The sequence below is a fragment of the Streptomyces sp. NPDC048057 genome (assembly GCF_040653095.1).
Taxonomy (GTDB): Bacteria; Actinomycetota; Actinomycetes; order Streptomycetales; family Streptomycetaceae; genus Streptomyces.
In genome coordinates this window covers 87,227-100,481 of record NZ_JBEZNF010000033.1, presented here as the reverse complement: position 1 = coordinate 100,481, position 13,255 = coordinate 87,227, and the positions used below count along the sequence as shown (strand labels likewise).

The 13,255-nt window shown below is 73.0% G+C and carries 7 protein-coding genes; 3 read left to right on the top strand and 4 right to left on the bottom strand.

Features of this window, described 5'->3' with window-relative positions; all coding sequences use genetic code 11:
• The first annotated feature begins 301 nt into the window (after positions 1-301).
• Entirely contained in the window at positions 302-2,398 is a 2,097-nt protein-coding gene (locus tag AB0E05_RS31235) for a restriction endonuclease (protein WP_361969862.1), read from the top strand.
• Between the two features lie 399 nt (positions 2,399-2,797).
• Here AB0E05_RS31235 and AB0E05_RS31230 read toward each other — a convergent pair whose 3' ends face one another.
• The gene (locus tag AB0E05_RS31230) at positions 2,798-5,866 is read right to left on the bottom strand and encodes a tetratricopeptide repeat protein (RefSeq protein ID WP_361969860.1); all 3,069 of its coding nucleotides are present in this window, start codon (positions 5,864-5,866) and stop codon (positions 2,798-2,800) included.
• A gap of 192 nt (positions 5,867-6,058) precedes the next feature.
• Between AB0E05_RS31230 and AB0E05_RS31225 the strand changes: the two genes are divergently transcribed.
• The gene (locus tag AB0E05_RS31225) at positions 6,059-8,641 is read left to right on the top strand and encodes a tetratricopeptide repeat protein (RefSeq protein ID WP_361969857.1); all 2,583 of its coding nucleotides are present in this window, start codon (positions 6,059-6,061) and stop codon (positions 8,639-8,641) included.
• A 110-nt stretch (positions 8,642-8,751) separates the two neighbouring features.
• Here AB0E05_RS31225 and AB0E05_RS31220 read toward each other — a convergent pair whose 3' ends face one another.
• The 3 genes from AB0E05_RS31220 to AB0E05_RS31210 form a co-directional block, all read right to left on the bottom strand.
• The gene (locus AB0E05_RS31220) at positions 8,752-9,330 is read right to left on the bottom strand and encodes a hypothetical protein (RefSeq protein ID WP_361969855.1); all 579 of its coding nucleotides are present in this window, start codon (positions 9,328-9,330) and stop codon (positions 8,752-8,754) included.
• Between the two features lie 62 nt (positions 9,331-9,392).
• Positions 9,393-10,637, bottom strand: coding sequence for a hypothetical protein (locus AB0E05_RS31215; protein WP_361969852.1), 1,245 nt, complete (start codon positions 10,635-10,637; stop codon positions 9,393-9,395).
• A gap of 288 nt (positions 10,638-10,925) precedes the next feature.
• Positions 10,926-12,176 carry a DUF418 domain-containing protein gene (locus AB0E05_RS31210; RefSeq protein ID WP_361969849.1) on the bottom strand — a complete coding sequence of 417 codons (1,251 nt, stop codon included), beginning with the start codon at positions 12,174-12,176 and terminating at the stop codon, positions 10,926-10,928.
• 162 nt (positions 12,177-12,338) lie between these two features.
• On the opposite strand from AB0E05_RS31210, the gene AB0E05_RS31205 reads away from it, so the two are divergent.
• Complete coding sequence (locus AB0E05_RS31205; RefSeq protein ID WP_361969846.1) at positions 12,339-13,238, top strand: PaaX family transcriptional regulator C-terminal domain-containing protein; 900 nt, start codon at positions 12,339-12,341, stop codon at positions 13,236-13,238.
• Positions 13,239-13,255 lie beyond the last annotated feature (17 nt).

Genomic DNA, 13,255 nt, shown 5'->3' with positions numbered 1-13,255 from the left:
ACGACAGGGCGGAGTGGGGGCACCTCCCGGGCCGAAGGCCCAGGGGGAATGGTGCCAGGGCACGCGAGCCCAGCAAGATCCGTAAGACAGGCCCTAGCGGCCTGCACCGATCACGGCGACGCAGATGCGTCCGTGGATGGCGCCTCGGCCCGCGCGGCGCAGGCAAGGCAGGGCGTCCGATCTGGTGGAAGTGCATGGGCCCGCGGGGCTTTGCGCATTAAAGTCGTGTCATCACTGGTGGTTATGGGGCCGGGGCTCGGTGTGCGTGCGTCGAGGTCCTGGTGGGGAGGGCCTGTCGAGCATGAGCCGTCGCTCCAATGGGTTGGTCGGGATCTGGGCTGAAGCGCAGCGGCAGCAGCAACGTCAACAGGAGGCGCAAGCCCGGTACCAGCGGGATCTGGAGCGGCAGCAGCGGGCCTACCAGCGGGAGACGGCGCGGCGGCAGCGGGAGCAGCGGGCGGCTTACCGGGAGATGCGGGAGGCGGAGGCGCGGCGGCGGACCGAGGAGATCGAGGCGCGGGTCGAGTCCTTGCAGGGGCTGTTGGCCGCGGGGTGTCGGGCGCCGGCGTTTCGGGCGGGGGCTCTGGCGCGGGTGGAGCAGGTGGAGCCGTTCGCACCGGGGCAGTTGGCGCAGCCCGTACGGATGCCGGATCCGAACCAGTACCAGCCGCGGGGTGGTTGGACCGCTTCCCGGCGGGCGCAGGCGCAGGCCGAGGCGCGGGCGCAGTTCGAGCGGGACTGGCAGGCGGCACAGGCGGCGGAGGCGCAGCGGCAGCAGCAGTTGGCCGCGTACCAGCGGCAGTACCAGCAGTGGGTGGACGGCCAGTTGAGCGAGGTGCGTCAGCACAACGCGGGCATCGTGGAGATGACGACGGGGCTGCGGAACGGGGATCCGGAGGCCACGGTGGCGTACTTCTCCGCGGCCCTGTACGCGTCGACCGGCTGGCCGGAGGAACTGCCCCGGCAGGTGTCCGCCGCGTACGATCCGGGCGCGCGGCAGTTGGTCATGAACTGGGAGCTTCCCCGGTACGACGTCGTGCCGGAGGCGAAGGCCGTCCGCTACATGATCAACGCGGACCAGGAGAAGGAGGCGCCGCGGCCGGTGACGCAGCGGCGCGCGCTCTACCGGGACGTGCTGGCTCAATGTCTGCTGCTGGTACTGCGCGATCTGTTCGCGGCGGACGAGTTCGGGGCGCTGGAATCGGTCGCTTTGAATGGTTTTGTCGATGACCACGACCCGACCACGGGGCGGCGCGCGTCCATCTTCCTGGGCACGGTCATGGCGCCCCGCGCGACCTTCACCGAGCTGCACCTGGAGCAGGTGAACGCCGTCAACTGCCTGGTGGACGGGTTGCGGGGGCAGCTGTCGGCGCGGCCCGACCAGTACGTGGCCGTACGGCCCGGTCGGGTGCCCGAGGACGTCGGCAGCGGTGTCGTCACGCACGGGGGCGACGAGGAGCCGGATCTGTACGAGATGGATCCGCTCGCCTTCGAGTCGCTGGTCGCCGAGCTGTTCCGGGCGATGGGGATGCAGGCCGTGACCACCCAGCGCTCGAACGACGGCGGGGTGGACGTGGACGCGCTCGATCCGACGCCGATCCGCGGCGGGAAGATCGTGGTGCAGGTGAAGCGCTACCGCAACACCGTGCCGCCGACGGCCGTGCGGGACCTGTACGGGACGGTGCAGGACGCCGGCGCGAACAAGGGTGTGCTGGTGACGACGTCGGGGTTCGGGCCCGGCTCGCACGCGTTCGCCAACGGCAAGCCGTTGGAGTTGGTGGCGGGCGCCGAACTCGTCGACCTGCTGCACCGGCACGGGCTGCGCGGGCGGTTGGGCGGCGGCAGCGGCCGTGGTGGCAGCGGGGGGTCGGTGCCGGCGCAACGGACCGCGCCGGAGGAGGAGACCCGTTCGGACGACCACAACGTGCTGGGCATGTTCTGGTCGGGGAGCGTGGCCCTGGACGTGTGCGCGCTCGTGTGCCGGGGGAACCGGGTGCTGGACGACGAGCACTTCGTCTTCTTCAACAACCCGCGGACGCCGGACGGTTCGGTACGGGCGCTGATACCCGTCGCGCCGGACAGGGCGGCGATCCAGGTCGCCTTCGATGCGCTGCCGGCACGGGCCGACCGTCTCGTCATCGTGGCCGCGGTCGACCCCGAGGCGAACCCCACGGCGGACCTGGCGGGCTTCACGAACGCGGGCATCCGGCTGCTGGACGCGGAGGGAACGCCGCTCGACCAGCTCCAGGTCTCCGACGGCCGCGCCGGCGAGACCGCGCTGGTGCTGGGGTCCTTCCGGCGGCGGGCGAACGGGGATTGGGACTTCGTGGCGGGTGGGAACGGATACGAGGGCGGTCTGGAGCAACTGATCCAGGAGTACGGCATCGAGGTCGTCTAGCGACCCACAGAAGAGCCGCAGGTCAGGACCCCTTCCGCCGGTGCTGGGCGGGAGAGTTCCTGACCTGCGGCGAGGCGGGCCCGACTTCTCACACGGGGAAGTTCGTCGCCCCGCCATTCGCTACCCAATACGCGATACAGGAGAATATGGCCAACCTCATCGCGTACTTTGCTCCGTTCATCGGTCCTTGCAGTCCTGTCTTGAACTCATCGGAAAAGGGCGCGCGGTATCCCGCGGAGTGGCAACGTCGCCACCCATGCGAGTGATCGTACAGGGTTCCAGTTGACGCGTAACACCAAGGAAGGACCTGCGGGAACCTCGACCCATTCACGCCGACGATTGGTCCACACCAATTCCCGGGCGAGTGCAATTTCATCGCCCGATGAATGCATTGCGCATTTAAAAGGCGTGGCCGCCCAGCGTCGCCCGCAACTCGCTCAGCGCCCGCTCCGCGCGCAGTTCCTCCACCGGGGCTCCGAGCCGCTTACTGACGGCGAGGGACTCCTCCAGATGACTCACGGCCTGGGTGGCCCGGCCCGTTTCGCGCTCCGTGAGCGCCAAGTCGTACAGGACGTCGCACTCATCGCCGACGGCGTGGATCCTGCGGGTCACCGCGAGGGCCGCGACGTGGCGGCCGAGCGCCTCCTCACCTCGGCCGACGGCGCGGCACGCCCTGCCGAGGCCGTTGAGGGCGATGGCCTCGCCGCGACGGTCGTCAGCGGCGCGGAAGACGGGTAGCACGGACTCGTAGAGCCCCAGGGCCTCCTCGGCCTTCCCCAGGGTTTCGAGCGCGCTGGCGAAGTTCACCCGGAGCATCGCCCTGTCCCGTTTGTTCCCGAGGCCCTGTGCGGCTTCCATTGCTTCCCTGTACGCCGTTTCCGCCGCGTCGGGGTGGCCCGTGCGCTGATGGAGTTTGCCCAAATTATTGAGCGTGCTGTAGCGTCCCCTTTGGTCCCCGATTTCCGTGAAGGCGGACAGTGCCGACGTGAAGCAATTCAGTGCTTCTCGATTCTCGGCCAGGTGGAGATGGACGATCCCCAGCAGGTTCTGCGTGCGGGCAATGCGGAGGGCGTCTCCATTCGCCGTCAGAAAGCCGAGCGCCTTCTTCTGGAGCGTTCGCGCGGTGGCGTATTCACCGGTCTGCCACAGCAGGATGGAGAGCTGGTGGACGGACTCGCTCTCCAGATCGCGGTCTCCCAGCGCACGAGCCGCGTCCAGTGCCTGCCGCAGGGTCGCGATCGCCTCGGTGAAGCGCGACGCATGGGTCTGCACGGCACCCAGGTCCAGCAGGGCCCGGGCGCGCGACGGGCCGTCGTCCGCTGCCGTCCAGTGGGCGACCGCCCGTCGCAGCAGGGGCTCGGCCGTGGTCAGGGGGCCTTCCATGTCGAGGAAGCCGGCCAGGACGTGCACCGAGAGGGAGAGTTGGTGGTCCGTGCCGTGGTGGGAGAGCCAGTCCAGGGTGTCGCGGAGGTTCGCCGCCTCGGCCAGGAGCCACTGCTCCGCCTCGTGCGCGTTCGCCATCTCCTGGATCGGCGTCACGCGACCCTCGGCGTCCAGGTCCGTACGCGAGCGGAACGGATACGCCAGGCGGTCCGCGCGGTCCGCGGTGTGGACGTAGTGGTTCACCAGGGCGTGGACCGCGCGGCGGGACTCCTCCGGGGACTCGAACTCGCCCGAGTCGACCAGGGAGCGTGCGTAGTCGCCCAACAGGTCATGAAGTCTGAATCGATGCGGGGTCGGCTCGAACACCAGGTGATGGGTGAGGAGTTCCTCCAGGATCCGGCCCGCCGTGTCCACGGAGAGACCCGTGAGCGCCGCCACCGCCGACGGGCCGAACTCGACGCCGACGTGCAGGCCCATGCGGCGGAAGACCAACTGCTGCTCGTGGTTCAGGGCGTAGTAGGACAGCGCGAAGACGTGCGAGAGATCGCGTTCGCCGTCCCGCAGTTGGGACAGCCGGCCTCTTCCCGCGCGCAGCTGGCGCAGCAGGTCCGCCGTGGTCCAGGAAGGGCGGGCGAGGAGGCGGCTCGCGGCGATCTCGATCGCCAAGGGCAAGTAGCCGCAATCACGGATGATTTCCGCGACCTCCGCCGGGTCGCCGCGGCGCCCCGGGCCCAGGCGCTGGGCGAAGAGGTTCGCCGCGTCCTCCGGCGGCAGCAGGTCGAGGAAGAAGGGGCGCACCCCGGGCAGGCCGGGGAGCCTTCGGCGGCTGGTGACGACGATCGCCGTCGGGGAGGCGCCCGGGAGCAGGGGGCGGACCTGGTCGGAGTCGGCCGCGTCGTCGAGGATGACCAGCATGCGGCGGTCGCGGGCCACGGAGCGCCACAGGGCTGTCAGTTCGGCGATGTCGTGCGGGAGTTCCTTGGCGTCCAGGCCGATCAGCCGGAGGAGTTCGGTCAGGGCCCGTGTCGGGGTGGGGGCGGTGCGGTCGGGGGCGCCTCCGCCGAGGTGGAGGAAGACGCTGCCGTCGGGGAAGCGCTCCCGTAATCGATGGCCGAGGTGCACGGCGAGCGCGGTCTTGCCCACGCCGCCCAGGCCGTCGACGGCCTCGACGGTGACCACGTTCGACGTGCCGCCGCCCTCGCAGAGCGCCGCGCCGAGCCGGCGGAGTTCGTCGTGGCGGCCGACCCACGGGACGTCGCGCGGCAGGTTGTCCGGGGCGCGGCGGGCCGGGCGGGCGGGGACCCTTTCGCCACCGGCCTGACGGAACAGGGCCGGTGCCGGGGTGCCCGACAGAATGCCCTGGTGGACGCGGTGCAGTCCGCGGCCGGCGTCCAGGCCGATGTCGCGGACCACGCGCTGGCGCGTGCGCTGGAGCAGCCGCGTCGCCTCCGCGGTGCGGTTGCCGCCGTACAGGGCGATGGCCAGGCGTTCGGCGAGCGCCTCGTCCACGGGGTGCGCCTCGATCAGGGGCAGGAGTACGGGGACGGCGTCGGCGAACTTGCCGTCGCCGAGGTGGATGTCGGCCCGGGTCATGGCGGCGACGAGGTGGGTCTCGTCGACGGAGGCGCGCAGGTGGTCGGCCCAGGAGCCGGCGATGCCCGCCAGCGGTTCGCCGCGCCACAGCGCGTCCGCCCGCTCCAGCAGGGCCAGCGCCCCGTCCCGGTCGTCGCTGTCCCGCAGCGCCCGGGCCTGTTCGACGCAGCTGGTGTAGCAGCGCAGGTCGACCAGGTCCGGATCGACGTGCAGCACGTACGAGTTCGTCCGGCTGACGACCTCGGGCCCGTCCGCCCCGGCGCTCCGCAGGGAGGAGCGGATCCGGGAGATGTGGGCGTGCAGCGCCTTCCTCGCCTTCTCCGGTGGGTGTTCGTCCCAGATGCGGTGCATCAGGGTGTCGACGCTCACCGTGCGGCCCGCGTCCCACGCGAGCGCGGCCAGCGTGAGGCGCGTCTTGGTCGAACCCAGGTCGCAGCGCCGGCCGGCCGCCCTGACCTCGACCGAGCCCGAGAGTCGGATCTCGAAGTCCACCAGCGACCACCCCCGACGGTTGGGCCTGCTGAAATGTCGAGCAATTTCGAGCATTCGAGGGTTTCACGGGCCCGGAGCGGACGTCCACAGCCTGGCGTCACCAACCCGAATTGGCTGATTGCGCGACGGTGCTTGTTCACATCGGGCCCCGGGAGGGGAGTGAATGTCGAGGTAGCGAAAGGAGTGGTGCGCATGCGAGCCTCCTCCTCGGGCGAGCGGGATGCGTTGCTGTCGGCACTGGTCGCCTGTGGCGCCGACCCGGAACCCCCTGCGTGGCACGGCCTGGTACGGGTCGTGGGCACCGCCGCGCTGGCGGATCCGGCGGTGGCGCGGCTGTGGCCCCCGCAGGGCGGCAGGAGACCGCCGCCCGAAGCGTCGTACTGGCGAGAACTCGCCCAGGCCCTGGGCGGGGCGGCGCTTCGGGACCCGACGACGAGCAGTCTCCTCGCGGAGTGGTTACGGAGCTACGGCGCGGGCGTGAGCACGGGCCCGGGCTCAGACGCCGCCCTCGTCCCGGACCAACCGGACGACCTCGTCCCGGACCAGTCGGACGACCCCGTCCCGGACCAACCGGACGCCCCCGTCCCGTACGCACCCCACCCCGCCACCGGCAACACCATCAGTGGCGACGCCGTCCTCCACGGGCCCAGCATCCAAGCCCGCGACGTCCACGGCGGCATCCACTTCCACCCCTCCCCCGCGCAGCCCCCGCCACCGCCCCCCGCCATGCCGGTGCCGCGCCAACTCCCGCCCGTCACCCCCCGCTTCGTCGACCGCGAGGCCGACCGCACCGCCCTGGACGCCCTCCGCGACCAGCGGCCCGCCCACGCGCCCCAGGTACTGGTCATCAGCGGGCTCGCGGGCGTCGGCAAGACCACCTTCGCCACCCACTGGCTCTCCGCGCACGAAGGCGGCTTCCCCGACGGCATGCTCTACGCCGACCTGGGCGCGCCCGGAGCCGACGGGGCCAGCGGGCCCGTCTCCCCCGCCACCGTCCTGGAAGCCTTCCTGATCGCGCTCGGCGCGCCCGCCGTGCCGGCCGGGGTCGCGCAGCGGAACGCGCTGTGGCGGTCGATGACGTCGAACCTGCGCCTCGCCGTCCTCCTCGACAACGCCTTCACCGCCGCGCAGGTGCGTCCGCTGCTGCTCAGCGCGCCGACCGGGCTCACCGTGGTGACCAGCCGCAGCCATCTGACCGGGCTCCAGGTCGACGGCGCGGCCTTCCGCCGGCTGGAGGGGCTGCCGGCGGAGTCCGCCGTCGCGCTGCTGGCCGCGGCCGGCGGCGGGACCCGGGTGGCCCGGGAGCCGGCCGCCGCGCGGGAGGTGGTCCGGTTGTGCGGGCGGTTGCCGCTGGCCGTCGCGCTGGCCTCCGCCCAGCTCGCCGTACGGCCCCACCGCACCGTGTCCGCGCTGGCCGAGCTGCTGTCCCGCGGGCGGGGCGCGATCGACGCGCTGCGGGTCGACGGGGAGGCCGTGATGCGCACGGCGCTGGACATGTCGTACGACGTGCTGCCGGGGCGGAGCGCCGCGCTCTACCGGCGGATGGGGCTGCTGCCGACCGACCGGCACGACCTGTCGATGCTCGCCTGCGTCGCGGCCGTCGACCCGAGGAGCGGCGCCGCGGCCGGCGAGGAGGACGACGACGAGGCCGACCACGCCGTGCACGCCCTCGTGGAGGCCAACCTCCTGGAGGAGACGGGGCCGAGCACGTACCGCTTCCACGACCTGGTCCGTCCGCATGCGCGACGGCTCGGCGAAGAGTTGGAGGATCGTGAGCAGCGGGAGCGCGCGCTGCGGCACTTCGTCGACTGGTGCCTGTCCACCGCCGTCGTGGCGGAGGGCATTCTCACCCCCAGCCACCACCTGCCCCTGCCCGACGTTCCTGAGCCCGACGCGCCGCCGACCCCGCTCGACGACGCGACGGAGGCGCTGGCCTGGCTGGACACGCACCGCAACGGGCTGATGGGTGCGGTGCGCCACTGTGCCGAGTCGGGTTGGCACACGTCCTGTTGGCGGCTGACTGACCTGTTGTGGCCGCTTTTCCTCCGCTTCAGACCGTCGGACCTCTGGATCGAGGCGCATCGACTCGGCCTCGAAGCGGCCCGTCGGAGCGGATCGCGGCCGGGCATCGGCCGGATGCTCACCTCGGGTGCGATCGGGTTGCGCAACGCCGCGCGGTACGAGGAGGCCGCGGTCTGGTACCGGGAGGCGCTGGAGCTGGCCGTCGAGGACGGGAACGTACGGCAGCAGGCGCAGGCGGTGAACGGGCTCGGGCACGTCGAGCTGCTGGCCGACCGGCTCGACGCGGCGCGCGAGCACTTCGAGCACGCGCTGCGGCTGCGCGAGTCGATCGGTTACGGACGCGGGGTGGCGCTCTCCCGGCGGCGTCTGGGCCAGACCGCGCTCGCCGCCGGCGACTTGGAGGCCGCTGCCGTACATCTGCGCCTGGCGGAAGCCGAGTTGGCCGCGCTGGGCGAGTCGTACGAGGCGAACCGGGTACGGGCCCTCCTCGGGCACGTCCTGGACCGCGCGGGCGACGCCGAGGTGGCCACCCGGCTGCTGCTGGAGGCCCTGGCGCGCTTCCGGGCCGGCGACAGCCGGTCGGAGCACTGGGAGGCGCGCTGTCTGGAGTGGCTCGGCCGAGCCGCCGAGTCCCGCGGGGACCCGGCGGAGGCGGCCCGTTGCTACGAGGACGCGCGGGACCTCTTCCAACGGCTGCACCCCGCGGACGCGGAGCGGATGGAAGACCGGCTGCGGGAGCTGCGGCAGGCGTGAGGGCTGCCGCAGTGACCACCGCGACCGGTGCACTGGTGGCGTCGTGGGTGCACCCACGACGCCACCAGGCTGCCCCTGGGGCATGTCCGGGGCCCGTCCTCAGTGCCGCGTCACCGGCTCACGAGCGAGACGGAACGCAGCTCTCGGGGTGCCCCGCCGGCCGCGACCCACGCGTGCACGACGGACGCGAACACCGGCGTCGGGACCGCGACCCCGTGGCCGTCCGGCCGCGACCGTGCGCACCACACGCCGCCCCCGCCGTCCCGCACCCCGACGACGCATCCCGCGGCGACGTCGGGCACGGCGGCGACGAGGCAGCCGGGGTGGGCCACCAGCAGCTCGCGCGCCCGACGGTGGGCCTCCGCGGGCGGCAGCGGCGTGCGGTCCACGAGCACGTCGGCGTGGAGCGCCAGCTGGGAGCCGACCGGGTCCGCCCGCAGGTGCACGTCGCACGGCGGCCGACCGCCGCGCGGATACGGGCACGGGGCCGGGTCCGGGCACGGGTCCGGCGCCGGCACCGCGGTGGACCGCACGAGGACGAGCCCGCGCGCGACGTCCGAGCGCCACATCAGGAAGGCCGGTCGACCACCGCCCCGACGGGACGCCGCACCAGAACGGGCCGGATGGAAGCACACCGCGGCCCACGCCGCGGTCGGTTCCGCCTCCCCGACCGTCGAGACCGCGGCCACGGCCGAAGCACCGGAAGCGCCCAAGACGCCACAGACACCCGATGCGTACCGCCGCGTACGGCTCACTGCGCCGCCCCCTCGCCCGCGCGGACCTCCCACTGCGTGAGCGCCGGCGGCAGCGGCGGCGCGGCGACCCGCGGCGGGAACGCCGGTTCGCCCAGGTCCAGCAGCCGGTACAGCACCGACCGCATCCGCCGGTGGAACTCCCCCGGCACCGACGACAGCGTCTGCGCGACCTCGTCGTACCGTCCCGGGCCGCGCAGCCGTGCCGCGTACTCCAACTGCTCGGCGAGCGGGTGCCCCGGCAGGATCACCGGCGCCACCGCGCTCAGCAGCGCCGCCGGCGAGCGGTCCGACACCTCGCGCCGCGGGCCGGCCGTGAGCAGGATCGTCGCCTCCGTGAGCGTTCCGTAGGCGGTCAGTGACCCGTGGTCACCGATGATCCAGTCCGCGGCGATCAGCAGCGGCTGCCAGTCGGCTTCCGGGGGCACGACCGCGACCCCCCGGCCGCGGCAGGCGGCCAGCCAGCCCCGCACCTGCCAGGTGCCGTGGCCGGCGAAGACGTTCGGATGGAGCATGATCGCGACCCGGTAGCCGTCGCCCGGCAGTTGGCCGAGCAGCTGCGGCAGCAGGCAGTCGAGCCGTTCGAAGGTCGAGGCCCGCCCCCACGTCGAGGAGACGACCACGAGCCTCTGTCCGGGCTCGACGCCCAGGGCCCGGCGGTAGTCGGCGCGCCGGGGCGCGCCCGCCGTGATCCGGTCGACGCACGGGTCGCCCACGACGTGGGCCACCGGCAGCGCCTCCGGGCAGGAGACCGCCAGCTCCTCCAGTGCCCGGGTGTGGCTGTAGACGACCGCCGCGTGCAGCACCTTGCCCTCGTGCAGCAGGTGCTGACGGCTCAGCATCCCGGGCGAACGGCGCTCGCCCGGTGCCAGCCTGGAGACGTCGGTGAGCAGTTTGTTGTGGCCGGCTCCGTGCGAGATGCGCACCACGGGGGCGCGCAGCTCGTGCACTCCGCGGGAGCCGGCGACCAGCGCCAGGTCGAACTCGGCCCGGAGGGCCTCCTCCCAGGGCACCGTGGCGATGCCCAGGTCCTGTAAGAACTGGGTGACTCCGGCTCCGAAGGCGTGCGGCGCGGTCGTGAAGACCAACTGGACCCGCAGATCCGCCTCCAGCAGGTCGAAGACCTCCCGCAGCCGCTGCGCGAAGGTCACCGTGTGCACGACCACGAGGACCCTCTTGCAGTCCCGCACCGTGAGCCAGTGGCCCTGTTCGATCAGTGCGGACTTCGTCGTTGTGACAGACACGCGATCCCCCATCGCTCGTCGCTGCGTCCAACTTCGACGAGGGGATGCCCGGCGCACCGGGCACTTTCCTTGCAGGACCCTTGCAATACCCTTGCCGGCGCGCTGATGCGGGGCGTTTCCCGCGGGCCGGGCCGGTTGGGGCGCCCTTCCCCGGGGCGCGGCGCGGAACGTCGGTTGCGCCAGGGCTCAAGGATGGCGCAGAGACCCCTGCTACGTCAGGGAAACGGACCATGCGGCAACTGGAAACGCGTCCGGCCGCCCCGTAAGACAGGCCCTGGCGGGGGAGCCCTATGTCGCCGGCCCCTTCCAGCGGGGGCGGGCGAGGTTGGTCCAGGCCCGCAGGATCCACTCCACGGGCCCGTACGGATGCCGCCGCAGCCACCAGCGGCTCGCCATCACCTGGGCGGCGAACAGCGCGAGTGCGATCGCGGCGACGCCCGACGGCGGGACGCGACCGGAGAGCGCCGCGCCGTACCCCGTGAACAGCAGGGCGCAGAACAGCGACTGGGACAGGTACACGCTCAGCGCCATCCGCCCGGCCGGCGCCAGGACCGCGGCCAGCCGCTCGGCGTGCCGGCCGGTGGCCGCGCGCAGCACGGTCGCCGCGTACGCCGCGGAGAGCAGCGGCGCCGTCATCACGTCGATGCCGAGCGCGAGCAGTTGGCCGGCGTCCTTCGTACTGGTGGTGCTGACGTACGCATAGGCGACCGCGCCCGCCAGGCCGACGGTGAAGCCGGTCCACTGGAGCCGGCGCAGCAGCGGCGTGAGGTCGGCGAGGCGGCCGATGACCCCGTGGCGTCCCGCCGCCAGGCCGAGGAGGAACGCGGCCAGCGCCGAGGGCGCCTGGAAGAAGACCAGCAGGAAGGCGACGGACGGCAGTTGGTCCAGGTGTGCACCGATGACGGAGGCGGCGTCGCCGCGCAGCGCTTCGGTGGCCCGCGCCGCGTCGGCGGCTGCCGCCGTCTCGTCGACGCCCCCGGTGCCCGCCGCCGCGGCCGCGGCGGCCAGCAGCAGGTACCCGACCGAGGTGACCACGAGCAGGGTGACGCCGATCCACACCGCGACCCGCGGGCGGATGCGGTGCACCGCCAGCAGGACCAGACCGAGGACCGCGTACGTCGTGAGGATGTCGCCGGGGAACAGCAGGACCGCGTGCAGACCGCCCAGGACGAAGAGGCCGAGGAGGCGGCGCAGGAACCGCGGGGCGAAGCGGGCGCCGCGGCGCTCGGCGGAGGCCAGTTGCAGCGTGAAGCTGTAGCCGAAGAGGAAGGAGAACAGCAGGAAGAACTTGGCTTCGAAGAACACCGAGGTCAGCGCGGAGACGGCGGTGTCCAGCGGGCCGCCGGCGCCCGGCTGCTCCGCTCCGCTGCCGTGGTAGGCGGAGGCCAGGAAGCCGATGTTCACCACGAGGATGCCGAAGAGGGCGAAGCCGCGCAGCACGTCGACCGCGGCCAGCCGGCCGGCCGCGTCGCCCGCCGCAGCCCCCCTGTCTGCTCGGTTGCCGCCCGCGCCGACCGACGCGTCCACCGTCGACGTCATGACGCCACCTCCCCGGCCCGCCCACCGCACCATCCGCGGGCCCCCACCACACAGGAATCGAGCACGCCCATCCCCCTTCGTTCATTTCGTTTGCATCAGAAACGCTCGTACTGAGAATGAACGTATCGGATGCGATAGCGCAACTCGGCTATGCTGCTCGCGATGACCAGCACCACCGCGGAAGACCGCGACGACGCACCCCGAGCCGACCACCGGCCGGAGGTCCCCACGCGCCTGCTGGTGGACGCCCTCGTACGGGAGGACGGCACCGTGGACGCCGGCGAGCTGTACGCCGTCGCGGCGCTGATGGGCATGAGCGACCAGCAGGTGCGCCTGTGCGTGCGGCGGCTGGTCGACGAAGGGCGGTTCACCCAGGACGGGCGGGGGCGCAAGGCCGTGCTGCGGGCCGTCGCCGACCCGACCGGCGCGCTCGTCCCGGACGCCGCGTACGTCCGCCACGCCTATCTCCAGGACGCCGGGCTCGCACCCTGGGACGGCACCTGGCACCTCTACGGATTCGCCGTCCCCGAGTCCCGGCGCGCCGCCCGGGACGCGCTGCGCGACACCCTCGTCCACCTGGGCGCGGTGCCGGTCCACGGCGGTCTGTACGCGTGCGCCAACGACGTCGACGAACTCGTCGAGGCCCACGCCCGCCACCTCGGCGTGCTGTCCGCCGTCACCTTCCTCACCAGCAAGGACCTACGGGTGGGCGAGGTGGGCGACCCCGTGGCGCTGGCCGCCGCGCTGTGGCCGCTGGCCCGGATCGCCGAACGGCACGAGCGGCTGGCCGACTTCGCCGAGCAGTGCCTGTCCCGCGCCGAGCACGCTGACGGGGCGCACCGGCTCGTCCTGGCGGTGGAGCTGGCGGCGGAGTTCACCCGGGCCATGGCCCCGGACCCGCTGCTGCCGCCGGAGTTGCTGCCGCGCCCCTGGGCCGGCGCCCGGGCGCGGGAACTCGCCGCCCGGTGCTGGGCGGTGCTGCTGGCGGCCGGCGGCGGGGAGCCCGCGCCGCGGCTGTTCCGGTGGTACGCCGACGTGCTCGCGGCCCCGCCCCGGCCGTGACCCACCGGACGGCGCCG